The 26645-nt window shown below is 52.0% G+C and carries 21 protein-coding genes and 2 pseudogenes; 10 read left to right on the top strand and 13 right to left on the bottom strand.

The window, feature by feature from the left end; genetic code table 11:
* Positions 1 to 18 precede the first annotated feature (18 nt).
* A complete protein-coding gene (gene arfB / locus RJ38_RS08910; protein ID WP_039018498.1) occupies positions 19 to 438 on the top strand; it encodes an alternative ribosome rescue aminoacyl-tRNA hydrolase ArfB in 420 nt (139 codons plus the stop codon).
* Between the two features lie 4 nt (positions 439 to 442).
* Positions 443 to 1897 (top strand): protein adenylyltransferase SelO family protein, encoded by a 1455-nt coding sequence (locus RJ38_RS08905; RefSeq protein ID WP_162183565.1) that lies wholly within the window; start codon positions 443 to 445, stop codon positions 1895 to 1897.
* A gap of 7 nt (positions 1898 to 1904) precedes the next feature.
* On the opposite strand, the gene RJ38_RS08900 is transcribed toward RJ38_RS08905, so the two are convergent.
* The 5 genes and pseudogenes from RJ38_RS08900 to RJ38_RS08880 form a co-directional block, all read right to left on the bottom strand.
* Entirely contained in the window at positions 1905 to 2951 is a 1047-nt protein-coding gene (locus RJ38_RS08900; RefSeq protein ID WP_039018496.1) for a glycosyltransferase family 2 protein, read from the bottom strand.
* Positions 2952 to 3034: 83 nt separating this feature from the next.
* A pseudogene (gene galE / locus RJ38_RS08895) lies at positions 3035 to 4017 on the bottom strand (UDP-glucose 4-epimerase GalE).
* Positions 4018 to 4029: 12 nt separating this feature from the next.
* A complete protein-coding gene (galU, locus tag RJ38_RS08890; protein ID WP_039018495.1) occupies positions 4030 to 4923 on the bottom strand; it encodes a UTP--glucose-1-phosphate uridylyltransferase GalU in 894 nt (297 codons plus the stop codon).
* 446 nt (positions 4924 to 5369) lie between these two features.
* Positions 5370 to 6167 (bottom strand): 3'(2'),5'-bisphosphate nucleotidase CysQ, encoded by a 798-nt coding sequence (gene cysQ / locus RJ38_RS08885; RefSeq protein WP_039018494.1) that lies wholly within the window; start codon positions 6165 to 6167, stop codon positions 5370 to 5372.
* A 154-nt stretch (positions 6168 to 6321) separates the two neighbouring features.
* Positions 6322 to 6936: an alpha-ketoglutarate-dependent dioxygenase AlkB family protein gene (locus RJ38_RS08880; protein ID WP_039018868.1), complete on the bottom strand. Its 615-nt coding sequence runs from the start codon at positions 6934 to 6936 to the stop codon at positions 6322 to 6324.
* Between the two features lie 277 nt (positions 6937 to 7213).
* Here RJ38_RS08880 and dnaK point away from each other — a divergent pair, with 277 nt between their 5' ends.
* From dnaK to radC, 3 genes are all read left to right on the top strand, one after another.
* Complete coding sequence (dnaK, locus tag RJ38_RS08875) at positions 7214 to 9136, top strand: molecular chaperone DnaK (protein WP_039018867.1); 1923 nt, start codon at positions 7214 to 7216, stop codon at positions 9134 to 9136.
* Between the two features lie 69 nt (positions 9137 to 9205).
* The gene (gene dnaJ / locus RJ38_RS08870; RefSeq protein ID WP_039018493.1) at positions 9206 to 10366 is read left to right on the top strand and encodes a molecular chaperone DnaJ; all 1161 of its coding nucleotides are present in this window, start codon (positions 9206 to 9208) and stop codon (positions 10364 to 10366) included.
* A 134-nt stretch (positions 10367 to 10500) separates the two neighbouring features.
* Complete coding sequence (radC, locus tag RJ38_RS08865; RefSeq protein ID WP_238321670.1) at positions 10501 to 11235, top strand: RadC family protein; 735 nt, start codon at positions 10501 to 10503, stop codon at positions 11233 to 11235.
* Here the strand turns inward: radC and RJ38_RS08860 are convergent.
* The 3 genes from RJ38_RS08860 to secA all read right to left on the bottom strand — a co-directional run bounded on the left by RJ38_RS08860 (position 11232) and on the right by secA (position 16309).
* A complete protein-coding gene (locus RJ38_RS08860; protein ID WP_039018491.1) occupies positions 11232 to 12761 on the bottom strand; it encodes a phosphate ABC transporter substrate-binding/OmpA family protein in 1530 nt (509 codons plus the stop codon). The genes radC and RJ38_RS08860 overlap by 4 nt on opposite strands.
* Before the next feature lies 1 nt (position 12762).
* Entirely contained in the window at positions 12763 to 13506 is a 744-nt protein-coding gene (locus RJ38_RS08855; protein WP_156121814.1) for a hypothetical protein, read from the bottom strand.
* A gap of 106 nt (positions 13507 to 13612) precedes the next feature.
* Positions 13613 to 16309, bottom strand: coding sequence for a preprotein translocase subunit SecA (secA, locus tag RJ38_RS08850; protein ID WP_039018866.1), 2697 nt, complete (start codon positions 16307 to 16309; stop codon positions 13613 to 13615).
* Positions 16310 to 16490: 181 nt separating this feature from the next.
* On the opposite strand from secA, the gene RJ38_RS08845 reads away from it, so the two are divergent.
* The 4 genes and pseudogenes from RJ38_RS08845 (at position 16491) to RJ38_RS19100 (ending at position 19203) form a co-directional block, all read left to right on the top strand.
* Entirely contained in the window at positions 16491 to 17339 is an 849-nt protein-coding gene (locus RJ38_RS08845; protein ID WP_039018489.1) for a peptidylprolyl isomerase, read from the top strand.
* A 4-nt stretch (positions 17340 to 17343) separates the two neighbouring features.
* A pseudogene (gene argJ, locus RJ38_RS08840) lies at positions 17344 to 18563 on the top strand (bifunctional glutamate N-acetyltransferase/amino-acid acetyltransferase ArgJ).
* Entirely contained in the window at positions 18560 to 18958 is a 399-nt protein-coding gene (gene mutT, locus RJ38_RS08835; RefSeq protein ID WP_039018488.1) for an 8-oxo-dGTP diphosphatase MutT, read from the top strand. The pseudogene argJ and the gene mutT overlap by 4 nt, the downstream one beginning before the upstream one ends.
* A 107-nt stretch (positions 18959 to 19065) precedes the next feature.
* Positions 19066 to 19203, top strand: a complete 138-nt coding sequence (locus tag RJ38_RS19100) for a hypothetical protein (RefSeq protein WP_202903878.1) — start codon at positions 19066 to 19068, stop codon at positions 19201 to 19203.
* A gap of 93 nt (positions 19204 to 19296) precedes the next feature.
* On the opposite strand, the gene infB is transcribed toward RJ38_RS19100, so the two are convergent.
* The 5 genes from infB to pip form a co-directional block, all read right to left on the bottom strand.
* Positions 19297 to 21816: a translation initiation factor IF-2 gene (gene infB / locus RJ38_RS08830; RefSeq protein ID WP_039018487.1), complete on the bottom strand. Its 2520-nt coding sequence runs from the start codon at positions 21814 to 21816 to the stop codon at positions 19297 to 19299.
* The gene (locus RJ38_RS08825; RefSeq protein WP_039018486.1) at positions 21813 to 22445 is read right to left on the bottom strand and encodes an RNA-binding protein; all 633 of its coding nucleotides are present in this window, start codon (positions 22443 to 22445) and stop codon (positions 21813 to 21815) included. The genes infB and RJ38_RS08825 overlap by 4 nt, the downstream gene beginning before the upstream one ends.
* A 22-nt stretch (positions 22446 to 22467) precedes the next feature.
* On the bottom strand, positions 22468 to 24084 hold the full coding sequence (nusA, locus tag RJ38_RS08820; RefSeq protein ID WP_039018485.1) for a transcription termination factor NusA: 1617 nt from the start codon (positions 24082 to 24084) through the stop codon (positions 22468 to 22470).
* A gap of 2 nt (positions 24085 to 24086) precedes the next feature.
* Complete coding sequence (gene rimP / locus RJ38_RS08815; RefSeq protein WP_039018484.1) at positions 24087 to 24677, bottom strand: ribosome maturation factor RimP; 591 nt, start codon at positions 24675 to 24677, stop codon at positions 24087 to 24089.
* Between the two features lie 138 nt (positions 24678 to 24815).
* Positions 24816 to 25802, bottom strand: coding sequence for a prolyl aminopeptidase (gene pip / locus RJ38_RS08810; RefSeq protein WP_039018483.1), 987 nt, complete (start codon positions 25800 to 25802; stop codon positions 24816 to 24818).
* An 80-nt stretch (positions 25803 to 25882) separates the two neighbouring features.
* Between pip and ubiG the strand changes: the two genes are divergently transcribed.
* Positions 25883 to 26641, top strand: a complete 759-nt coding sequence (gene ubiG, locus RJ38_RS08805) for a bifunctional 2-polyprenyl-6-hydroxyphenol methylase/3-demethylubiquinol 3-O-methyltransferase UbiG (protein ID WP_039018482.1) — start codon at positions 25883 to 25885, stop codon at positions 26639 to 26641.
* Positions 26642 to 26645: the final 4 nt, after the last annotated feature.

Below are 26645 nucleotides of genomic sequence, written 5' to 3'. Positions count from 1 at the left end.
ACAGCTTAGCTTGGCCAAATGCGTATCAACGACACTATCACCATCGCGGATTGGGAACTTTCCGAAAGCTTCACGCGGTCTTCTGGCCCCGGTGGGCAAAACGTGAACAAGGTTTCCACGGCCGTGGAATTGCGCTTCGAAGCCGCGCGCAGCCCAAATCTGCCAGAACCCGTGAAGGCCCGCCTGAAACGATTGGCCGGACGACGCTGGACCTTGGAAGGCGCTTTGGTTTTGCGCGTTGAAGACACACGCAGCCAAGCGCGAAACCGCGAAATTGCCCGTGACCGCCTGACTGAATTGATAAAACAAGCCCTGGAACGCCCCAAACGGCGCATCGCTACACGACCGACATTGGGCTCAAAACGTCGCCGGATGGATGCAAAAACTCGTCGGGGCGAAGTCAAAACTTTACGTGGAAAAATACAATCTGATGACTGATCTGCTGCAATTTCCCTTTGAGAACACCTACGCCGATCAATTGACGGGATGTTACACGTCTTGGACCGGGGATATCGTTCCCAACCCTCAAATCGCACTATTTAATCATGATCTCGCACGTGAACTTGGGTTGGATGCCGCGACATTCAACAGTGAAGAGGGCGCGCGTGTTTTGACTGGTGGCCTCATCCCCAACACATCAAAACCCCTCGCCATGGCATATGCCGGGCATCAATTTGGGAACTTTTCGCCAAAACTGGGTGATGGGCGGGCGTTGTTGCTGGGCGAGATAGTGAGCGAAGATGGACGTTTCGACCTACATCTCAAAGGATCCGGTAAAACGCCATTTTCGCGCGGCGGCGACGGCAAGGCCGTTCTGGCCCCGGTTTTGCGTGAATATATCATGGGCGAGGCAATGCATGCGCTGAACATTCCCACCACCCGCGCTTTGGCCGCCTGTACGACAGGCCAACAAATCATGCGCCAAAACGGCCCTGAACCCGGCGCGGTTTTGGCCCGGATCGCATCCAGTCACCTGCGTGTCGGCACTTTCCAGTTTTTCGCAGCTCGGCGTGAGACGGATAAGGTAAGGCAATTGGCCGATTACGCCATCGCCCGCCATGACCCCGATCTTGCCAATCAAGATGACCAATATTTGCAATTCCTCATGCGCGTTTCTGAACGCCAAGCCAAGTTATTGGCGAAATGGATGTCGGTTGGGTTTGTGCATGGTGTGATGAACACTGACAATATGACGATTTCAGGCGAAACCATCGATTATGGGCCTTGCGCGTTTATGGACGCATATGATCCGCAGACCGTGTTCAGCTCCATTGATCGTATGAGGCGGTATGCCTATGGTCGCCAGCCGCAGATGGCGCAATGGAATTTGGCGCGTCTTGCCGAAAGCTTGCTTGATCTGATCGCACCTGGTGACCCTGACCGTGCCATCCAGTTGGCCGGCGATGTCGTAAATGGCTTTATGGCCCAGCATTTACAGTTCTGGCAGACCTTAATTCGCAGGAAATGTGGCTTACAACATCAAGACAGCGGTGATCGAGATCTACTGGCAGATCTGTTTCAACTGCTTGACGGTGCAAACGTCGACTATACTGGTTTCTTCCGAACACTGCCGGACGCCAAACAGACTTGTGACCGCTTTGCTGATCCAAGCGAGATACGCGCTTGGCACGTAAGGTGGCGCGCACGCCTACAGGCTGAAGCCCGCGCCGAAACCGCGATTTTCACCGACATGGACAGCGTTAATCCGATTTATATCCCACGCAATCACATGGTTGAACAGACGCTGCAGGCCGCCACGGAAAGCAACGATCTTGCCGATGTTTCCACCTTACTCAGCGTTCTCAGTAAGCCATTCACCAAACGCGCAGACTTTGAAGAATACGCCCAACCTGCACCCCAAGGAATGCCCGCATACCAAACATTTTGCGGAACGTAGCGGGTTCTTAACTCCAACCCCCCCCGGAGATCAGCCCAAGTTGCGCCAACTGTTCTGGGCCGCCATATCGCAGTGAATGTTCATCGCGCAGGCAAGGCCGCGCGATAATATCGTCATAATATCGGTCATAGCGTTCGGTATAAGTGAAATGTTCCCGTCGCTGCTTTTCCTCAATGGATTTCGCCACAACACTGTTGAGGAATTTTGTGTGCAACAAGGCCCCCGTCGGAGGGTTGTTACGCTGATCGAATCCGGCATTTAATCGCCGCGGCAACAGAAGATGCGTGGAACTGCTGTAAACATATTTGCGAGACCATCGCACCAAAGGTGTCTTGTTCAGATGTGGTGCATGGCCGGGCTTTTGGGAAAAGAACACACGTTCACGTGCCCCACCTCGAATTGACATATTGCGGTACTTTGGCTGCCATTCCCAATAATATCCGTCCGGCGAGAACCAAGGAAGGGATACAATCGGATCTTCCCCTGCTTGGTATGCATCTTGCCCAAGCGAGTTTTCCGGAAACATGTCCAGCATCAACGCGGAAAACACGGGAATATCACGCGTGTCCAGCCACGATGTAAGTTGGCGTAGATCGCACCTTGTATCGTCTGCATAGACCAGCAATTCATCGGCATCAGCCGTGATGCACCAATGACCATCCGCAAACTTTCCTTGTAAATATGTCAACCAATCGACACCAAAGCGGGATTTTTTGTAACTAGCCTCCGCATGCCAAAGCGAAACATCGGGCTGTGCAGCCAAAAAATCTGCGGTGCCATCCGTACTAGCGTTGTCCACAAATAGGAAATGCCGGACACCCAGCTTTCGGTAATGATCGATGAAATATGGCAGGCGATCCACTTCATTGCGCACAGTCGAGAACAGAAGGATATCATCGGCAACGATGGTCTGGGTGCAATCTGAAACAACGGTCAGTTCACGGCGCTTTCGGAACGCGCGCCACAACAAACGTTTGCGTCGCAAACGCAGTTTATATGCATATGCGAGGTCTCTTAGAACTGGGAATTGACCGTATGTCTTGGCTTTGCTCAACCTATGCGTCCTGCGGCATTTCTAACCACTGCAGAACTACCTCAAAAAGAAAACCACATAAACTGAAATATTTAGCTGTCACTTTATTGGTCGTAATGCCCATTTTGCTGCCAACGCCACGCATCTTTGATCATCTCAGATAGAGATGATCTTTCTGGCGTCCAGCCCAACTCATCCATCGCGCGCTGACTTCCAGACACCAGCTTGGTGCAATCACCTGGGCGGCGTGGCCCTTCTGAATGTGGTACAGGCTTGTTGGTAACAACTTGGCTTTGCTCGATCACTTCACGTACTGAATACCCTGACCCCGTGCCAAGGTTAAACGCACGACTGCCTTTGCCTTGCTCAAGCCATTTCAGACCCAGCAAATGCGCATCAACAAGATCCATCACATGCACATAATCACGAATGCACGTGCCGTCGGGCGTGTCATAATCCGTGCCAAAAACCGTCAATGCGCCACGTTTGCCACTGATGCATCCAGCATCAATGGAACCAAATGTGTTTCGGGTTGGTGGAATTCGCCGACCTCGCCATCAGGATCGGCGCCTGCGACGTTAAAGTACCGGAAAATCACATGGTTCAACCCATGGCTTTCGCCGAAGTTCGCGAGGATATCTTCAATAGCGCGCTTAGACGCGCCATAAGCATTGATGGGCAGCTGCGCGCAATTCTCATCCAAAACAACGTTGTCTTGTTCGCCATATGTGGCGCAAGTGGATGAAAAGACAAAATTCTTGCAACCCGCAGCGACAGTGGCCTCGATCAGGTTGAGGGACCCCATCACATTGTTTTGCCAATATGTACCCGGCTGTGTCATGCTTTCGCCGACTTGACTTAGAGCTGCAAAATGCATGACGCCAACGGGCTGATATTCAGCAAAGGCTGCGTCAATGCTGGCGCGATCCAGTAAATCGCCTTCAACATAAGGGCCAAACTTTATGGCGTCTCGCCATCCGGTGATGAAATTATCGAATGTAACGGGGGTATAACCCGCATTCTTCAGCACTTTACATGCGTGTGAACCGATATAGCCCGCGCCGCCAGTCACCAGAATATTTGTCACAATTTCGTCCTGTTATTGTGCTGCTTGCTTCAGCATCGACATGCCATCTAAGAACTCTGAGAATTCATCTTTCAAATCGGGGCGAGACAAACCGAACGCCACGGTCGCTTGCAAGAACCCAGCTTTTGAGCCGCAATCAAAACGTTGCCCACGGAAGCGGTAACCAAAGACGTCGCGGCCGTTCTCGATCTCTTGGGCGATCGCGTCAGTCAGTTGGATCTCACCACCCGCGCCGCGCTTAATATTACTGAGGTTCTGTAGAACTTTTGGTGCAAGAATATAACGTCCAATCACCGCAAGGTTCGATGGGGCTTGGTCTGCATCAGGTTTTTCGACCATGCCTTTCACAGACACCAAAGCGCCCATGTCATCTTTCACGTCCAAAACACCGTAAGAGGATGTTTTTTCCTGTGGGACTTCCATCGCAGCAACCATGGACCCGCCAGTTTCTTCATAGGCTTCAACCATTTGTTGCAGGCAAGGTGTATCTGCGGCGATCACATCATCCGGCAAGATAACGGCAAATGGTTCATTCGCGATCAACCGGCGCGCACACCATACCGCGTGACCAAGCCCCAGGGCCTGATGTTGTCGAATGTAAGCAATCGCGCCACTTTCCATATTGGTTGCCTTCAGGGCCTCCAACAGTTCCGTTTTGCCCTTTTCGCGCAACGAGTTTTCAAGCTCAGGCGCGAAGTCAAAATAGTCTTCAAGTGCGCTTTTTCCGCGCGACGTAACAAAAATGAACTCACGAATGCCAGCAGCCCGCGCCTCATCAATTGCATATTGGATAAGAGGACGGTCAACCAAGGTCATGATTTCTTTAGGGATCGCCTTCGTGGCGGGCAAAAATCTTGTGCCCAATCCCGCAACTGGGAAAATCGCCTTCGTCACCTTACGCCGCATCTCGTCGCACTCCTATACTCAATATAAATAGACCAATCATTTTCGGCATGACTAGTCCTGTTCAAAATGGCACACAAGCCAGATCGCTCGATTTTACAACTCTTTGTCCCACTGCCCACAGCATATCAACAGTTTTGACTTCACATTTTCGCGCATTTTACGTGCACGAGCACCAGGAACACAGTTTACCAACCGCTTTTGAACATCATCTTGTCGCATAGAAACATTCAAGATTACTTAAATTTTCAAGCAAGCGTTTCAGCGCATTTAAGGCGAAACACCAGCTACGAATACCTCTTGAAAGAGTCTAACCTGACGGAATTAAATTCTCAAGCATTCCGTAACTAAACTCAAAATTTAGAAAAAAAGGGACGTCATATATGTGAATGCGACGCCCCAATTTCATCATATCCGCTTAATCAAGAACATGACCAAACCTTTACAATTTAAGGCTTTTTCAGGACCACGCCTGGCGCTGTTGCAATGAAGAATGGGTTTGCATATTCTTCTTTGCCATACAGCAATGACGTATGATCATCAAAACGCACAACCTGCCCGCCTGCGCCCGTTACAACCGCATGGCCTGCTGCTGTATCCCATTCCATTGTGCGGCCAACACGCGGGTAAAGATCCGCCTCTCCCGTTGCGACAAGACAGAACTTCAAGGACGATCCTGCGCTCTTGCTGTCGGCCACCTGATACTTGCCAATGTAATCTTCCGTGGCCTGATCCCGGTGTGACTTTGATGCAACAATAAGCAAGGCAGAATTGTCTGGCTCCGATACTGAAATCGGTGAAACCGCGCCTACGGTGTCCAAATCAAACGCGCCTGTCTCCTCGACGCTTTGGCCGTCAGCTGTGGTGTAAAACAGTCGCTCTTTCGCTGGGGCGTAAACCACCCCTCGTGTTGGGACACCATTTTCGACCAAAGCGATATTCACTGTGAAATCGCCGCGACGATGAATGAATTCCTTCGTACCATCCAGCGGATCAACGATCAGGAAAGTATCCCCCTGCAAGCTGTGACTGTCGGCCTGTTCTTCTGTCACCAGCATGACATCGGGAAACGCTTTGCGCAGCCCGGCAGAGATCAACGCATCAGCAGCTTCATCCGCGGCGGTCACCGGGCTTTCGTCAGATTTCAGTTTTACGTCAAAATCAGGGCCATCATAGATTTCCATAATGCGCGTGCCTGCTTCCAACGCGAGACGGCGAATAACGGGGATTAAGTCATCATATGTCATCTGGGTACTCTCCTGCATGGGTCATAAGTGACCTTCACTGCTGCAATTTTTAAACATCGTTGCGCCCTTTATGATTGGACGCATGAAAAACGGCAAGTTCCCTTGACGACGCATGACCAATTTTACCCACAGCCTGCGGAGGGCAAGCGTATTTTCACCGCGCAACACGCATTGTCACATTGATCCGTCCAGCTTTCGGCAAAAGCCGCGATGATCCAAAACGGATTTTATCCACCCCATGCCACGCCAGACGCGCATCTCCGCCCATCACAACCACATCGCCAGAGGTTAACCAGATCGCATCTGTTTTGCCGCCTTTCGTTACGCCCCCCATTCGAAATAATCCCTCATCCCCCAGCGACAAGGACACGACTGGAAAGGATTTATCAGCTTCATCAAGATCCTGATGCATCCCCATGCGCGCACCTTCGCCATAGAAATTGATCAGACAACTGTCAGGGGCGCGATCGCACCCAGACACAGCCGCCCATAGATCCAACAACCGATTTGGAATGTTGGGCCAGGCCTTTCCTGATGGATGAGCCGCCATATACCGATACCCAGCGACGTCCGAATACCAACCGACATCCCCCGCAGAGGTCATGCGAACAGACATCTTCCGCCCCCCAACCATTTCTGGCGTAAACATCGGCGCTTTTTGCACAATTTCTCGAAGATCCAACAAGATCGCCTGCTGGACTTCTGACGAGCACTTCATCTTGTGAATTTCAAAACCACGCAGCCGCAAGATCGGATTTTCAGAAGTCATCAAATTCGCCATTTTCTACTTATTAACCTAAATATTACCAGTTTCCTGGCAAAAAAGCCCGTATTGTTCGTGTTTTCATGCGTTTCCACGCTCTCAACGCTTGCAGCATAAAGATGTGAACCTTATATACCCTGCGAAGCCAGATCAGGGCTGCCCGTTTCTTGCGCATTTCGCGACAGCAAACAAACACCTTGATCTGAAAATTGGGATCGGCACCTGGATGCCTATTCACGGGTCCAGGCGCTATCATATCGCCTATGAGAAGGAATTGAACACTATGGCAAAAGTCATTGGTATTGACCTCGGTACAACAAACTCTTGTATCGCTATTATGGACGGGTCGCAGCCCCGCGTTATCGAAAACGCTGAAGGCGCGCGCACCACGCCATCTATCGTCGCGTTCACAGACGACGAACGCCTTGTTGGCCAACCTGCAAAACGCCAGGCTGTCACCAACCCAGAAAACACTGTTTTCGGCGTGAAACGTCTGATCGGTCGTCGTTTCGATGACCCAGCATTGGCGAAAGACCTGAAAAACCTGCCATTCAACGTCATCAACGGCGGCAATGGTGATGCATGGGTAGAAGCTAAGGGTGAAAAATATTCTCCAAGCCAAGTTTCTGCTTTCATCCTTGGTAAAATGAAAGAAACCGCTGAATCATACCTCGGCGAAGACGTGACACAGGCGGTTATCACCGTTCCTGCGTATTTCAACGACGCGCAACGCCAGGCGACAAAAGACGCTGGTAAAATTGCTGGTCTTGAAGTTCTGCGTATCATCAACGAGCCAACAGCAGCGGCGCTGGCCTATGGCCTTGATAAAGAAGAAACACAAACCATCGCGGTTTATGACCTTGGTGGCGGTACATTCGATGTAACCATCCTAGAAATCGACGACGGCCTGTTCGAAGTTAAATCCACCAATGGCGACACGTTCCTTGGCGGTGAAGACTTTGACATGCGCATCGTGAACTATCTTGCGGATGAGTTCAAAAAAGAAAACGGCGTTGATCTGACCAAAGACAAAATGGCCCTTCAGCGCCTGAAAGAAGCTGCGGAAAAAGCCAAGATCGAATTGTCTTCTGCCAGCCAAACCGACATCAACCAACCGTTTATCTCTATGGGTTCTGACGGCGCGCCATTGCACATGGTTATGAAATTGACACGTGCGAAACTGGAAACCCTTGTGGGTGACCTGATCAAAGCGTCTATCAAACCTTGTAAAGAAGCATTGAAAGACGCTGGTCTTTCTGTTGGCGACATCGACGAAGTTGTTCTTGTTGGTGGTATGACCCGCATGCCGCGCGTTGTTGAAGAAGTCACAAAATTCTTCGGCAAAGAGCCACATAAAGGTGTGAACCCTGACGAAGTTGTTGCTTCTGGTGCAGCGATCCAAGCCGGCGTTCTGCAAGGCGACGTGAAAGACGTTGTTCTGCTTGACGTGACACCTTTGTCTTTGGGCATCGAAACGCTTGGTGGTGTGTTCACGCGTCTCATCGACCGCAACACAACGATCCCAACCAAGAAATCACAGATCTTCTCTACTGCGGAAGACAACCAGAACGCTGTGACCATTCGTTGTTTCCAAGGTGAACGTGAAATGGCTGCGGACAATAAGATCCTGGGCCAGTTCAACCTTGAAGAAATCCCACCAGCGCCACGCGGCCTGCCACAAATCGAAGTAACCTTCGACATCGACGCCAACGGCATCGTATCTGTTGGTGCATCCGACAAAGGCACTGGTAAAGAACAGAAAATCACCATTCAGGCCTCTGGCGGTCTGTCCGATGCGGACATCGAAGCAATGGTAAAAGACGCGGAAGAAAACGCCGAGTCCGATAAAGAACGTAAGGAATTGATCGAAGCACGGAACCAGGCCGAAAGCCTGATCCACAGCACCGAGAAATCCATGGAAGAGCACAAAGACAAAGTCGATCCAACCACCATTGAGGCGATTGAATTGGCGATTGTTGCTTTGAAAGACGATCTTGACGACGAGAATGCAGCTGCTGAGAAAATCAAAGCTGGTGTTCAAAACGTGACTGAATCCGCAATGAAACTTGGCGAAGCGATCTACAAAGCTTCCGCTGAAGAAGCTGGTGAAGAAGAGCCAGCTGGTGCGGATGAAATGGCCGGTGGCGACGATGATATCGTTGACGCTGACTTTGAAGACCTCGACGAAGACAAAAAACCTTCTTAAGGGCATTCGCTCTTTTAGCCGGCCTGGAAATGTCCGGGCCGGCTTTTGCGTTCCCAAAGGGGATATATAATGTCAAAGCGCGACTACTATGAGACGCTTGGGGTTTCCAAAGGCGCCACAGCGGATGAGATCAAAAAAGGCTATCGCAAGAAAGCCAAAGAACTGCACCCTGATCGCAATGCCGATAATCCAAAGGCTGAAGATCAGTTCAAAGAGGCCAATGAGGCCTATGAAGTTCTGAAAGACGGCGACAAGAAGGCCGCTTACGACCGTTACGGTCATGCCGCTTTTGAAGGTGGCATGGGCGGTGGTGGTGGTCGAGGCCATCCCGGTGGTCAAGGCGACTTCGGTTCTGCATTCTCTGACATCTTCGAAGATCTCTTCGGCGGCGGCGGTGGCGGCGGTTTTGGTGGCCAAGGCCCGGGTCGTGGGCGTTCACGCGCTACACGTGGCTCAGATCTTCGCTATAACCTACGTGTGACCTTGGAAGAAGCTTGGGGTGGCTTGCAAAAAACCATCTCTGTGCCGACATCTGTTTCCTGCGGTGAATGCAGCGGCACTGGCGCTGAAAGCGGCGCTGAACCCGTCACCTGTCCGACCTGTGCGGGCATGGGTAAAGTGCGCGCACAACAGGGTTTCTTCACTGTTGAACGCACCTGTCCAACCTGTCAGGGCGCGGGTCAAAAGATCACCAACCCCTGTAAATCTTGCCATGGTGCAGGACGTCAGGAAAAGGAACGTTCGCTGTCTGTGAACATTCCGAAAGGTGTGGAAACTGGCACGCGCATTCGTCTGTCTGGCGAAGGCGAGGCAGGCTTACGTGGGGGTCCTTCGGGCGATCTTTACATCTTTATTGAGGTCCGTGATCACGATATTTTCCAACGTGAAAGCGAACATCTCTATTGCCGTATCCCGGTTTCAATGGCCTCAGCTTCGCTTGGTGGTGACATTGAAGTGCCAACGATTGATGGCGGCCGTTCACGGGTAAAAATCCCGGCTGGCAGCCAATCTGGCCGGCAGATGCGCCTGCGTTCTAAAGGCATGCCACGCCTGCGTGGTGGTGGCGAGGGCGATATGTATATCGAACTGGCGGTGGAAACCCCGGTGAACCTCACCAGCCGTCAAAAAGAGATCATGCGCGAATTCGATGAGATCGCCGCAGACAACAACCCGGAAAGCACCAGCTTTTTCTCACAGGTGAAAACCTTTTGGGACGGGATGAAAAATTAATAAACAAGGGCGTTCCATCGGGACGCCCTTCGTTTTTCCACCCCGATGTTCATGCATAAAAATTTTATTTAACGAATTCTTCAGCGAATCGATCAAATAAAGAACATATGGGAAACATTGGTCACTTTTCTGAAATGCCGCTGCCTCTTTTTGAGGGGGATGAAACCGTTGTCACAACAACGCCGCCATCTGGCGTTCCATCTTATCTGAAAGATCATCGCAAACGCCTACGCCAGCGATTTTTTGACGGCGGCGCAAATGCGGTCCCCGATTATGAAATGCTGGAACTCATTCTGTTTCGCGCCATTCCACGTCGTGACGTAAAACCACTGGCCTTTAGGTTGCTGGATATGTTCGGCGATTTTAACCGCGTTGTGTCAGCCCCGATCAAACGCCTCGCTGAAGTGCCCGGTGTCACCAGTGCTGTGATCCAAGAACTTAAAATTGTCGAAGCCGCCGCCCAACGCATGGCACGTTCAAAGATCATGCAAAAACCGATTGTATCCAGCTGGGATCAGTTGATTGATTACTGCCACACATCTATGGCACATCGTGAAACCGAACAATTTCGCGTCCTGTACCTGGATTGCAAGAATGTCTTGATCGCCGATGAAGAACAGGCAAATGGCACCGTAAATCACGTGCCCGTATATCCCCGCGAAATCATCAAACGATCTCTAGAATTAAACGCCTCGGCCTTCATACTGGTCCACAACCATCCATCCGGCGACCCTACCCCGTCAGAAGCCGACATCACCATGACACATCAAATACAAGACGCCGCGAACGTTCTAGGACTGACACTGCACGACCATTTGATCATCGGAAAAAGCTGCGAACTTAGCTTTCAAGCTGAAGGGTATCTCTAGTTTTCGGATTGCGGTAAATCACGCACCCACACTTCAACTCTGCGATTGATCTGCCGCTCAAATTCAGAACTGTCGCAGGCCAAGGGCATCGCCTCGCCGAACCCCATAGGCGTCAGCGTCACATCACTCGCGCTAAGCAGGTCTGATCGCGCAAGCAGCGCCGAGCGTATTGCCTGGGCACGTTTAAGCGCAATACCTCGATTGGCCGCACTGCCGCCATCGCCATCAGAGAACCCGGCAAGAACAAGTTCTTTCCCGTCAAAACGCCCAGTTTCGATGTGGTGAACCAGCACATCAAGATTTGCATTCGACAAGACATCCAGTTGTGCCGCCCCTGCGCGGAAACGAAATGTTAAAGTCAATCGTTGGGCATCACGCAACTCTGCCATCATTTCCTGCAAATCTTGCAGGTTCACATCATTCCCGGCTTGCACCACCGCATTGGCAATACGCGCGCCTTGCGCCTCAAGCGGGATCTCAATCAAATTATGACTAACGAAGCCTGAGAATTCTGCATCACGTGCGGCGGAATCCGTTGCAAGGTAACGCAGGAATTGCCGTATAATTCGCGGCTTTCGATTTGCGCTTTGATACAGGAACTGCGGCGACGCGAAGGGATAATCGCCGGTCTTTAAGTTCTGCGGCGATGCGACAAACCCCACGCCACAACCACCCAACAAACCCAACGCAACGGCACCGCCAGGATCAGACAGACGTGTTAAGCCAATCGAAATACTGTCGTCTGACACACGATCAACCACTTGCCCCGAAAGGGTTTGGCTTTCCTCGGCCATAAACGCGGTTGTCGCGGTCAATTGATCGTCAACTTCGTCGACTTCACCCATCGCAATTAAAGGCAAGTCTGGTCCACCCAATTCAGCCCAGTTTTCAACCTGACCGCGCAAAATTTGGGTCAAAACATCAAGCGGAACCGCACGCATTGGGTTATCTGCGGCAACCGAAAATGTCACAGCGTCCAAACCAAGCACCCTTGGTGTGCCGAATTTCGTTCCCTCATAAGCAAACCGCGCAAGTGCAAAATCCGCCTCTTCGACTTCCAATGCCGCAAAACCTGTCAATGTGTCGGAAAGCTCAAATTGAAACTCCGCGACGACTTCGCCCGTGTCCGAATTCATCAACTCCAGCGAAAAATCGTCTGCGGCGCGTTCCACCCTTCGCAAGTCCAGCCCTTCTTGGCTTGCAAATCCTTCGATCAAAACCGGCATCAGAGTTTCCCCCAACGCGGTCGCTCCGACGATCCGGGCCTTTGCGATAAACGCGTTCACCGAGGGGCAACCTGGGCCCTGGCAATGCACACCGCTGCCGTCCAACGTCAAATCGCCATAGGCAGATCTGATCTGGTAATATTCACCATCAAAACTTAACAAACGGCCTTCAACGGTTAACGTTCCGTCAGCAGAGGTCAGTGCAACGTCTTGCGACCAAACCTTCATCGCAGTGAAACATAAAAGCAATGTGGCTACGACCAAACTGCGTTGTGACGCGCGTGACACCCATCTGATCATCTTAATTCCTTTCAAACGCCAGATCGCGTAACACATTTTCCATCACAAGAACGCTCTGCCCACCACCACAGTCAGGCAGTTGAAAGCTTACGGGTATGGCCACCAAGCCCCCCTGAGCCGCCTTTTGCACGGCATTGAATGTCTGTTGGGTCCCGCAGTTGTCTTTATTTGGGGAAACCTCAACATGCAACCGAACCCCATAAGTCCGATCAAACGTCGGTCTGATGCTATAAATCTCGGATCGGGTCCCATCGGTAATCCGTCGGTCCCCCAACTGCAGCTTCTGACCGTCACGTCGAAACCCCGACCGCCCCAGAGGCAATGCAATTAAGGAAGCGTGGCTATTTCCCCGCCAGGTTATCGCAACGCGTTCGAAATCTTCCGCGTCTTCATGAACGCCGGTTTTCTCAATCTGTGTGCCATTTTCAAACCTCAGTCGCACGGTGGTTTGGGCTTCTAAGGCAGGCAAAGTCACATCCAAAACCCCGGTGACCGACGTCAGGAAGCTGGCTGAAACATGCGACCAAACGACATCCACTCGCCCGCCGCGTTGGCATGGTGTGCTTACTTCGAGGCGCAACATCGCATCAGCAACGGGCGTCACTTTTGCGTTGATCTCGCAGGATACACCCCATGCGCTGTAATTCCGCCGGACGAAATCCAAGTCTGCATGATCCGGCATAGGCGCCATCGCAGACGGCGCTTGCAGGTCAGATGGGACAAACTCTGGAAATGGAAAGGACATGTCCGCATCACCCGCGAATGCTATGCTTTGCCCTGAAAGATACATAAGGCAAAGCAGCAGTCGCGTTTTCCATTCCGTTCGCATCATGCCCCGGCGGCCTTCGTGATCAGGAAAGCTTACCGTGGCAATGTTTGAACTTTTTCCCCGATCCACATGGGCAATCGTCATTGCGCGCAGGTTCACCCCATGTGGAAGGATCCTCTTCGACAAATCCCTCAGCCGGGGTTGCCGTCGCAGCAATAGGTGCCGCAATTCCGGCTGCCGCAAGCTGTGCCGCACGTTGCGCTTCATATTGCGCGCGCATCTGGGCTTGTTCTTCTTCCGTCAGAGGGCGGATTTGCGCCAACTGCTGGGTGACTTGTTCACGAAGCGTGTCCAGAAGTGTTTCAAACAGCTGGAAACTTTCAGTTTTATATTCGTTCAGTGGATCACGCTGGGCATAACCACGGAAACCGACAACCGAACGCAGGTGTTCCAAGGTCAACAAATGTTCACGCCATTTGCCGTCGATTGTTTGCAACAAGATTTGTTTTTCAATGTTGCGCATGGCTTCAGGGCCAAATTTCGCAGCCTTCGCGGCCATGAACTCATCCGCTGCTTTTTCAAGACGTTCCCGGATGTCATCATCATCCACACCTTCTTCTGCAGCCCATTCGATCACCGGAACATCGATACCAAGATGTTCTATACACGCGCCATAAAGACCCTGGGTATCCCATTGATCCGCATATGATTTTGGCGGCATAAATTGAACGACCAAATCATCAATCACCTGATGACGCATGTCTTGCACGATCTCAGACAGGTCCTGCACTTCCATGATTTCACGACGCTGTGCAAAGATTACCTTGCGCTGGTCATTCATCACGTCATCAAATTTCAACAGCTGTTTGCGAATGTCAAAGTTGCGACCTTCGACCTTTGCTTGGGCCTTTTCGAGCGACTTATTCACCCAAGGGTGCACAATCGCTTCGCCTTCTTTCATGCCAAGGCGCGACAACATTTTGTCTAGGCGTTCAGATCCGAAGATGCGCATCAAATCATCTTCCAAAGATAGGAAGAATGCAGAACGACCAGGATCACCCTGACGACCGGAACGACCGCGCAGCTGGTTGTCGATCCGGCGGCTTTCGTGGCGTTCCGTTGCCAAAACAAACAGACCGCCCGCCGCTTTCACAGCTTCTTCATCCGCCTTATGGCCTTCTTCGATTTTTGTGCGCAGCTCGTCTGGATTTGCGTCCGGGTCCGCGGCAATGGCTTCCATGATCTTAAATTCGACGTTGCCGCCAAGCTTAATATCGGTCCCACGACCCGCCATGTTTGTCGCGATGGTCACAGCGCCAAGCTTACCAGCATCGGCCACAATTTGGGCTTCTTGTTCGTGCTGACGCGCGTTCAAAACATTATGCTTTACGCCTGCTTTATCAAGCAGTTGCGACAGGTATTCAGATTTCTCAATAGAGGTCGTGCCCACAAGTGTCGGTTGACCGGCCTCATGCGCCGTTTTGATTTCTTCAACGATCGCATCGAATTTTTCTTTGGCCGTGCGATAGACCGCATCATGTTCATCTTTGCGCGCAATCGGACGGTTTGTCGGAACTTCAACCACGCCAAGGCCGTAAATTTCTGCAAATTCTTCTGCTTCGGTCAGGGCCGTTCCGGTCATACCAGACAGCGTGTCGTACAGGCGGAAATAGTTCTGGAAGGTCACCGACGCCAGCGTCACGTTTTCAGGCTGGATCGTGACATTTTCTTTGGCTTCAATCGCTTGGTGCAACCCGTCTGACAGGCGACGACCAGACATCATGCGACCGGTGAATTCATCAATCAGAACAATTTCTTGACCGCGTACGATGTAATCTTTGTCACATGTAAACAGCTTATGCGCACGCAAGCCTTGGTTCACATGGTGCACAATTGTGGTGCTTTCAGGGGCATATAGCGACTGATCTTTTTCAAGTATGCCTTCAAGATGAAGGATCTCTTCCAGCGCGTCATTACCGTCTTCGGTGAAGGTCACATTGCGGGTTTTTTCGTCCAGCGTGTAGTGATCATCATTCAGACGCGGGATCAATTTGTCGATGGTGACATAAAGTTCGCTGCGGTCTTCGGCGGGGCCAGAAATAATCAGTGGCGTACGCGCCTCATCGATCAAGATCGAATCAACTTCGTCGACAATTGCGAAATTATGGTCGCGCTGGAACATTTGGTTCAGCTCTGATTTCATATTGTCGCGCAGATAGTCAAAGCCAAGTTCATTGTTCGTGGCATAGGTCACGTCGCAATTATAGGCGGCTTTCTTCTCATGATCAGGCTGGTTCGGAAAGATCACGCCACAGGTCATGCCAAGGGCTTCGAATACGTTGCTCATCCATTCGGCATCACGTTTCGCAAGGTAATCATTCACCGTCACAACGTGAACGCCCTCGCCTGTCAGCGCGTTCAGATAGGCCGGGAAAGTCGCCACAAGGGTTTTGCCTTCGCCGGTTTTCATTTCCGAAATATTGCCCTGATGCAGGAAGATCCCACCCATCAGCTGCGTGTCAAACGCCCGCAAACCAAGGGCGCGGCGCGCCCCTTCGCGGCAATTGGCAAAGGCTTCGGGCAGCAGCGCATCAAGGCTTTCACCGCCTTTTGCACGGGCTTGCAAGTCATGCGTTTTCTCGATCAGCTCGGCGTCAGATAATTTTTCAAAATCCGGCTCAAGCGCATTAATCTTTGCGACAATCACGCGGGTTGCTTTGACCTTACGATCATTCGGGGTACCAAAAATTTTCTTGGTAATTGTTCCGAGTCCGAGCATATTTTCTCCGCCTGATGTCTTCGTGATAAAACTGCGACACATGCTGCCTTGAACAGCCTCGCGCCGCGCCATAGAAGGTTTGTCAGAATGTGTCACACCCCCTTGACCAATGGTGATGTAAGGGGGCGACCGGCATGTGTCAACGTCACGCCGCATTGCGTGGAACTCAAAGGAACAACAGATGTTTTTTCGCACTAAGTTTTTGACCGCAACTGCGCTTGTTTGCGCGCTTTCCACCCCTGCTTTTGCTGAAGGTCCCGACGCATCAACCGTCATCGCCACTGTCAACGGCACCGAAATAACGCTTGGTCACATGATCGCGACAAAACGTAACCTGCCCGAGCAATACCAACAACTGCCTGACGATGTTCTGTTTCAGGGCATCTTGGATCAGCTGATCCAGCAGACGGTTCTGTCCGGTTCTGTTGAAGACGTTGATGCAGAAACCCAGCTGGTTATCGAAAACGAACGCCGTGCCATTCTGGCAGGCCTCGCCATCAGCCACGCAATCGAAGCCGGTGTATCCGATGCCGCCGTGGAAGACGCCTATAACGCACAATACGCAGGCGCTGCGCCCGAAACAGAATTCAACGCCGCCCATATCCTGGTCGAAACCGAAGAAGAGGCCACAGCCCTTGTAACACGTTTGGAAGCCGACGAAGATTTCGCCGAACTCGCGCGTGAAAAATCCACAGGTCCATCTGGCCCCAACGGCGGCGCACTTGGCTGGTTCGGCAAAGGCATGATGGTGCCCTCTTTTGAAGAAGCCGTGATCGCATTGGAAGTCGGCGGCATCTCAGCCCCGGTTGAAACACAATTTGGTTGGCATGTGATCAAACTAGACGAAACGCGCCTGAAAGATGCGCCGGCACTGGAAGACGTGCGCGATGAATTGGCGGCAGAAGTTGAACAATCCGTCGTTGAGGCCGCAATCACCGCATTGACCGAAGCCGCAACCATCACACGTGTAGAAGACGAAGCAATCACACCTGATCTTCTGTCCTCAACTTCCTTTAACATGGAGCACTAAGCACATGATCTCTCCGCTGGCACCAAAAAACGGCTTTCCAACCCTTCCTGAAATCAAAGGCGTGCGCTTTGCCGCCGTTGAGGCCGGGGTGCGATACGCGGGGCGAAAAGACGTGATGCTGGCGGAACTTTCACCAGGAACTGCGGTCGCAGGCGTGTTTACACGATCTGCCACCCGTTCTGCCAATGTCTTGGATTGTCAGGCGAAAATCGGCGGCAATCAAGACACTGGCGCTGCCATTATCGTCAATTCGGGCAATTCAAACGCCTTCACTGGTATTGCAGGAGAAGGCGCTGTGGATGCAATTTGCGCCGCTGTCGCCCAAGAATGTGACCTTCCGAAAAACCGCGTTTTCACCGCATCCACCGGCGTGATTGGTGAACGCCTGCCCCATGATCGCATTACATCTAAGATCAGCGAGTTGGCGAAAAACCTGTCCCCAAGTGGCATCAAAGACGCCGCCGACGCCATCATGACCACCGACACATTTGCCAAGGGTTGCGCCGCGCAAACGCCATCCGGCGTGAAAATCGCAGGTATCGCCAAGGGCTCTGGCATGATCGCACCCGACATGGCGACGATGTTGGTCTATATCTTTACGGACGCGAAAATTGCGCAATCCTTGTTGCAAAAATTGCTGTCAGACCTAACCGACCGCACATTCAACGCCATTACTGTCGACAGCGACACATCGACCTCAGACAGTTTGATTTTGGCCGCCACGGGCCAGACAGACGCTGCCGAGATCCTAGAGGGCACAAGCGACTACGACACCTTCCGCATGGCTTTGCACGGCGTCATGCGCGACCTGGCACATCAGGTGGTCAAAGACGGGGAAGGCGCAACAAAATTCATAGAGGTTCAAGTGACTGGTGCAGAAACCCAGTCAGATGCACGCCGTTGTGCCATGGCTATTGCCAACTCCCCCTTGGTGAAAACCGCCGTCGCAGGCGAAGATCCCAATTGGGGCCGTATCGTGATGGCCGTTGGAAAATCAGGCGCAAATGCGGATCGCGATCTGCTGTCTATTCACTTTGGTGACGTGTTGGTCGCTGAAAAAGGCTGGGTCGCAGAGAGCTATTCCGAAGAAGCGGTGCCGCCCATATGAAAGGCGAAAACATTGTCATCAAGGTCGATCTGGGCCTTGGCGCGGCGACAGACACTGTTTGGACCTGCGATTTCACCAAGCGATATATCGAAATCAACGCGGATTATCGGTCATGAAGACCCTTCTTGTTTCCGCCGTTGCGCTGATCGACGTCGAAGGGCGCATTCTGTTGGCCCAACGCCCTGAAGGCAAATCCATGGCGGGCCTCTGGGAATTTCCGGGCGGCAAGATTGAGCCCGGCGAAACACCCGAAATCGCACTGATTCGCGAATTACACGAAGAACTTGGGATCGAGACATGGGAATCATGCCTCGCCCCGTTGACCTTCGCCAGCCATTCTTACGATGAATTCCATCTTTTAATGCCACTTTTCGCCTGCCGGAAGTGGGCTGGACAAGTGCAACCACGCGAAGGGCAAACGCTTAAGTGGGTGAAGTCAAAGGATCTTCGCGACTATCCAATGCCACCCGCAGACGTTCCCTTGATACCACTTATACGCGACTGGCTGTAATGAATATATTTACAGGTTGTGACGCCTTCGTTATCGTTCAACACATCTAGTAAAATTTTCCCGGTATCCATCAGCGTTTATCTAAATCAAAGCCTGGGGGCTATAAAATGGTTCGGACAATCCTACTTGGCAGCTGCGTTTCCGTACAGGGCACCTTTGTGCGTGCCCTGACAGACGGGCGCATCGTTGTACGCGTTGGCACGCAAGACTTCAAAGGCGCACCTATTGTGCCGCGTGCCGCATAATATCCGCAGAAACGCATTAATCCAATAAAAAGGGGGAGAGACGATATTACCGTCTCTCCCCCTTTTTGTATTGTTTCTATCGCAAACTAGATCTTATTCGAGGTTACGTTCGATTTCTTCACGCTCAAAGATTTCGATCACGTCATCTGCGCGAATGTCGTCATAAGCTTCGAACGCCATGCCACATTCTTGGCCAGAAATCACTTCTTTCACTTCGTCTTTGAAGCGTTTCAGTGTTTTCAGCGTGCCTTCGTGGATCACAACGTTGTCACGCAGCAAACGCACACCAGCGGAACGACGGGCAACACCCTCAGTCACCAGACAACCAGCCACACGACCAACACCAGTCACTTTGAAGACGTCTTTGATCTGTGCATAACCGATGAATTTCTCGCGAATTTCAGCAGACAACAGACCAGAAGCAGCCGCTTTCACATCATCCACAAGATCGTAGATCACGGAATAATAGCGAATTTCGACGCCTTTTTGGTTCGCAGTGTTACGAGCCGATGCGTTTGCACGCACGTTAAAGCCCATAACCGGCGCGCCGGATGCCTCAGCAAGACTGATGTCAGATTCTGTAATCGCGCCAACACCGTGATGCAGAACACGTACGCGGACTTCATCGTTGCCGATTTTTTCCATCGCCTGAACGATTGCCTCAGCAGAACCTTGTACGTCAGCTTTAACCAAGATTGGCAGCTCTGACATGGTTTCGCTTTCTTTGGCTTGCGCCATCAGCTGTTCCAATGTCGTCGCAGCACCAGCAGCCGCGCGTTTTTCTTTCGCAGCATGGGCACGATATTCAGCGATTTCACGCGCCTGACCTTCGGTGTCCACAACGTTCAAAACATCACCAGCTTCTGGTGTGCCGTTCAGGCCAAGGACCTCAACAGGAACAGAAGGACCAGCAACATCAACGCGCTTGCCTTGATCATCAATCAATGCACGAACCTTGCCCCATTGTTCACCCACAACAAAGATATCACCTTTGCGCAGCGTACCATTCTGAACCAGAACAGTGGCAACAGGACCGCGACCAACATCAAGCTGGGCCTCGATCACAGCGCCAGAAGCGGAACGATCAGGGTTGGCTTTCAGTTCAAGGATCTCAGCCTGAAGCGCGATGGCCTCAAGCAATTGATCAAGACCTTGGCCAGTATGCGCCGACACTTCGATGTCTTGTACTTCACCAGACATCTGTTCCACGATCACTTCGTGTTGCAGCAGTTCAGTGCGCACTTTCATTGGGTCAGCCGCAGGACGGTCACATTTGTTGATCGCAACAATCATTGGCACATTCGCCGCTTTGGCGTGGTTAATGGCCTCAATCGTTTGTGGCATTACGGAATCATCCGCAGCAACCACAAGGATAACAATATCAGTCACTTGCGCACCACGAGACCGCATAGACGTAAACGCCGCGTGGCCAGGGGTATCAAGGAAAGACAGAACCGCACCTGTGTCGGTGGTCACCTGATACGCACCAATATGCTGCGTAATGCCGCCAGCTTCGCCAGCAACAACTTTTGCCTTACGGATCGCATCCAAAAGCGAAGTCTTACCATGGTCAACGTGGCCCATGATGGTGATCACAGGCGGACGACCTTTAAGATCTTCGTCTTTGTCAGTGATGCTGTCGATCACATCTTCCACATCCGCGTCAGAAACACGTACGATTTTGTGGCCGAATTCTTCGATGATCAGTTCCGCAGTATCAGCGTCGATCGCTTGGTTCTGCGTAACCATCATACCCATTTTCATGAGTGATTTCACAACATCAGCAACACGTTCCGCCATGCGGTTCGCCAGCTCAGAAACAACGATTGCCTCTGGGACTTTAACGTCGCGGATAACTTTTTCGCGCTCAACCGTACCGCCCATCGCCTGACGACGTGCGCGTTCTTGTTTACGCTTCATCGCAGCCATGGAACGTTGACGTCCACCTTCACCACCAGACAGTGCCTGGTTCAGTGTCAGCTTACCGGAACGACGACCATCATTCTGGCCACCTTTGTTCTTAGGTTGACGTGTTTCACGCTCTGTTTTGCGTGGTGCAGACGATGGCTTTGGACCGCGTGCAGCCGCAGCTTCAGCATCCGCAGGCGTTGAAGCCGGCGCTGCTCTTGCAGCAGCAGGGGCCGCAGCCGGAGCACGCGCAGCAGCAGCTTCACGTTTCTTGGCTTCTGCAGCTTCTTCGACCTTGCGCGCTTCTTCTTCGGCTTTCGCCTTAGCACGTTCAGCACGGTCAATTTCTTCCTGCTCTTTCGCAGCAATCTCAGCACGGCGCTCTGCACGTTGTGCTTCGCGGGCTTCGTCGTCAGCTTTGCGCTTTTCAGCTTCCGCAGCCTCATTCGCCTTCGCAGCGCGAACCGCCTTCAGACGGCGTTCCATTTCCACATCGGAAATGCCCGCGGGGCGTCGTGCTGGGTTGCCGCCTGCGCCGCCGCCAGCAGCGCTTGGCTTAGCCGCACCGGGCTTCGGCACGACAACGCGTTTGCGTTTCGTTTCCACAACAACGCTTTTCGTGCGGCCATGGCTAAAGCTTTGCTTTACATTGCCAGGCTGTCCGCTCCGAACGCCGAGTGTCTTTTTGCCGTCATTATCGCTCATGTGGTCTCAAACCTTTCCGGTGACCCCATGTCACCGCCGTTTCCGCGCACGCCATACAGGCGTTTGGCTTCCTCTACTACACGTAGCGTGAGTCCGCCAGCCGCAAGCGCGCAATGTATCACATTTTCCCGCCCGAAAGCCAAACCCAATTCCTGGCCGGTTAAAAAACCGATGAAACTGTCGTCGCCTTCCGGTCGACGTAGCTTGGATTTTCCGCGCGCAGACCCGTCAGAGGCCTGAATTAAGACATCCGCCATTTCATTGGCGAGCATCCCCTTAACTTTCTCATATCCCTGCACCGCATAGCCGCCCTTGCGCGCCAGTGAAAGCAGATTGATCAGATTACGCTGCACAGCAGCTTCCAACTGATCGACCAGATCATCAGCGACCTGAACTTTCTGCTTCGCACCACGGGAAAACAGTCCTTTTGTAACCGCCTTATCCAGCGCGTCACGGTCTGCCGACACCCATATGCCGCGTCCGGGCAGCTTTTCAAGCACATCCGGCACGATTTGTGCCTCAGGCCCAACAGCAAAACGGATCAACCCGGCCTTAGGCTGGGTTTCTCCAGTCGCAATGCATCGACGTTCAGATGCATCACGATCCTTTATGCGGCCACCTCGTGCCATATCAGCGCTCCGAGACCTGAGATCAGGCCTCGGCCTCCTCGGATGCGAGATCCGCATCTTCATCAGATTCAGCTTCCAGATCTGCCGGATCAACCCAACCAAGTTGAATACGTGCGGTCATCACAAGGTTCTGTGCGTCTTCCAAAGAAATATCAAATTTCTCAAGAACACCGTCGTCCTTAATGCGTTGCCCATCTACAACAGTCCAGCCACCAGCAAGTTCCCAATCGGCGCAGGTTGCGAAATCTTCGATTGTTTTCACACCATCAGCAGCCAAAGCTTCGATCATTTGTGGTGTCAAACCTTCGTAAGCGAACAAGCTGTCTTCAGCACCCAATTCACGGGCCTTGTCGATTGATTTCTGGTTTTCTGCTTCGAGATATTCACGTGCGCGCGTTTGCAGTTCGCCCGCAGTGCCCTCATCAACGCCATCAATCACCAGAAGTTCGTTCACTTCAACATAAGCAACCTCTTCGAGATTGGTGAAGCCTTCAGACACCAGCAATTGCGCGAAGAATTCATCCACATCCAAAGCTGCCATAAACAGTTTGGTGCGCACAGAGAATTCGGCCTGACGACGTTCAGATTCGTCTGCTTCTGTCATGATGTCGATGTCCAAGCCAGTCAGCTGGCTGGCCAAACGTACGTTTTGGCCACGACGGCCAATCGCCAAGGACAATTGTTCATCAGGCACAACAACGGTGATGCGCTCTGCGTCTTCGTCCAAAACAACTTTGGTCACTTCAGCAGGCTGCAACGCGTTTACAAGGAAGGTTGGCTGATCATCATTCCAAGGAATAATGTCGATTTTTTCGCCCTGAAGTTCGTTCACAACAGCCTGCACACGTGAACCACGCATACCAACACAGGCACCCACCGGATCAATGGAACCATCATTGGAAATCACAGCGATTTTCGCGCGAGACCCTGGGTCACGTGCCACCGCTTTGATTTCGATGATGCCGTCATAGATTTCAGGCACTTCCATTTTGAACAGTTCCGCCATGAATTGCGGATCAGTACGGGACAGGAAGATCTGTGGGCCGCGCTGTTCGCGACGCACGTCCTTAATATAGCAACGTACACGGTCATTCGGGCGATAGCTTTCGCGGCCGATTTTATCGTTGCGACGCAAGATGGCTTCGCCGCCACCCAGATCAACAATCACATTGCCGTATTCTTCACGTTTCACGAGACCATTGATAATGGTGCCAGCGCGATCTTTGAATTCTTCGAACTGACGATCACGTTCAGCTTCGCGAATCTTCTGCAAAATCACCTGTTTCGCAGATTGCGCCGCAATACGGCCCATTTCCACAGGTGGAACTTCGTCAGACAATTCATCACCAACCGCAGGATCAGTTGTGTATTGCTTGGCTTGGTCAACGGTCAGCTCTGCTTGGTAATTTTCCAGCAAATCATCTTCAACAACCGTGCGCACACGGGTGAAGGTCGCTTTACCGTTTTTGCGGTCAATAGAAACACGAATGTCCATTTCCGCGCCGTAACGGGATTTCGCCGCCCGTGCGAGGCTTTCTTCCATCGCTTCAATAACCAGACCGGGGTCGATCATTTTTTCGCGGGCAACGGCCTCAGCAGTTTGGAGCAGCTCCAGCTGGTTTGCACTGGTAATCGCCATGTTCAGTCCTCCTCAGAACCGTTGTCGGTTTGGATTTCGTCAAATTGGTCTTCGTCAACAATGCCAGCGGCCTTACGTTGGCGCAGCATTTCTTTAATCAACTCGTCGGTCAAAATCAGCTTGGCATCAGACAGCCATTCAAATTTCAGACCAATGGTAACGGGTTCAGTGGTTTTGGTCGCATCAAGCGTGATAAGAACCTCGCCATCTTCCACACCCGCAAGCGTGCCCTTGAACCGACGGCGCCCGTCGATCAATTCGCTGGTTTCCATCTTGGCTTCGTAACCATTCCAGTTATCAAAGTCTTTCAGACGGGTCAGTGGGCGATCAATACCTGGGCTTGATACTTCCAATGAATAATTATCAATGATCGGATCTTCGACATCCATAATCGCAGATACGGCGGTCGAAACCCGCGCACATTCATCCACATCGATACCGCCATCAGGCCGTTCGACCATCAACTGAAGCGTGGCGACATTGCCACTCATCAGGCGCACACGGATGATTTCAAACCCCATATCAGTGATAGTGGGTTCAAGCAGTTCTAAAAGGCGACGATCAATCGCAGCTTTAGCTATAAGATCAGACACGGTTTTCCCCTGATGTCAGAACACAAAAAAACGGGCGCGCGGCCCGTTGCAATTTCCGGTGGGCGCTGGTTTTGGAAGCCAGCGCGCCGCTGTTAAAGACCATATACGCATAATAATCTGAGTCTGCAAGGCCCAACCTTACAGATACACCCAACGCGCATCATTCGTCCAAGCATTCGTGGCATCAACCAGTGCCCGCATCACCCCTGGTTCTGACAATGCATGGCCTGCCGCGGGGATCATTGTAAGGTTTGCATTATTCCAGCCCTTTGCCAGCTCCCAAGCTGAGGTCGGCGGGCAAATCATATCGTAACGCCCCTGAACAATCGTCGCGGGGATATGATGAATTTTATGCATATCACGCAAAATCTGCCCTTCATCCAGAAAAGCACCATTCACAAAATAGTGGCTTTCAAGGCGCGAAAACGCCAAAGCGTAATTCTGCGGCACCTGATAAGGCGTGCCATTGTTGCCCATAGAGGCCAGCGCGTTTTCCCAAACCGCCCAGGTCATTGCAAATTCACTTTGCGCCTCGCGATCATCACCAAACAAACGCCGATGATATGCGCCCATCAAATCATGACGCTCACCCTCTGGCACAAGATGAACAAAGCGTTCCCACAGCTCAGGCCAATATTTGCCAGCCCCACCGCCGTAAAACCAGTCCAACTCGGCTTTGCGCGCCAGAAATACCCCGCGCAAAAACAGCTTATCCGTCCGGTCAGGATGGGTCTGTGCATAGACCAGCGAAAGCGTCGCGCCCCAGCTGCCACCAAAGACAGACCAGGTGTCTATTTCAAGGGTTTTGCGGATCTTTTCCATATCCGCAACCAGATGCCATGTCGTGTTGTGTTCAACCGAAGCAAAGGGACGCGATCGCCCACATCCGCGCTGATCAAACAGGATCACCCTGTATTTCTCTGGATTGAAAAACCGTCGCATAATCGGGCTGCATCCGCCGCCAGGCCCGCCATGGACAACAATCACAGGAATGCCATCACGTCGCCCGCATTGTTCAACATAGATCTGATGCCCATCACCCACATCAAGCGTGCGCCGATCGAACGGCTCGCTGCTTGGGTATAGTTGCGACTCTGCGCTGATATGGCCAGCTGTTTTGTTCATAGAAATCCTATAGCATTTTCCCAGCAAACAGGCGATATGCTGTCGCAACAATACGCCAACAAAACCACACGGGGTTCAGAATGCAAGCCGCTCCTGAGAATAATACAAATACTTTCGACGCGGATGAAGTCGCAAAATTCGAAGCTATGGCTGCGGAATGGTGGGATCCAAACGGAAAATTCAAGCCGTTACATATGCTTAACCCCTGTCGCTTGGATTACATTACACGCCAGATCGCCGCAGAATTTGATCGTGACCTCCACGACAATCTGCCTTTCAAAGGCCTGCGCATCCTTGATATCGGCTGTGGCGGTGGGCTTTTGTCGGAACCCATGGCGCGCCTTGGCGCTGATGTGATTGGTGCAGATGCCGCAGCTGGAAACATTCCCGTGGCCCAGGCACACGCCCGTCAAATGGGTCTGGAAATAGATTATCGCAATTGCCTGGCCGAAGATCTAACCCTTGAGGGCGAGACCTTCGATGTTGTGCTAAACATGGAAGTGATTGAACATGTCGCCGATCCCCAGGCCTTCATGCATGCCTGCAAAACCCTGTTGAAACCGGGTGGCTTGCTTTTATGTTCGACGATCAACCGCAATCCAAAAAGCTTTGCTGTGGCGATCGTTGGCGCAGAACACATCATGCGCTGGCTGCCCAAAGGCACTCATGATTGGAAAAAATTCATCACCCCAGATGAATTGGTGGAATTGATCAAAACCGCAGGAATAGAGCCTGTTGATCGCAAGGGTTTTGTCTTCAATCCCCTGCTTTGGACATGGTCTATTTCTGATAGAGATCTGTCGGTGAACTACGTCACGGCCAGCGTGAACCGCAGTTAATCGC

The organism is Halocynthiibacter namhaensis, assembly GCF_000812685.1.
Lineage (GTDB): Bacteria > Pseudomonadota > Alphaproteobacteria > Rhodobacterales > Rhodobacteraceae > Halocynthiibacter > Halocynthiibacter namhaensis.
The sequence above is the reverse complement of the archived record's forward strand: the minus strand, read 5'-3'. Positions and strand labels throughout refer to the sequence as shown.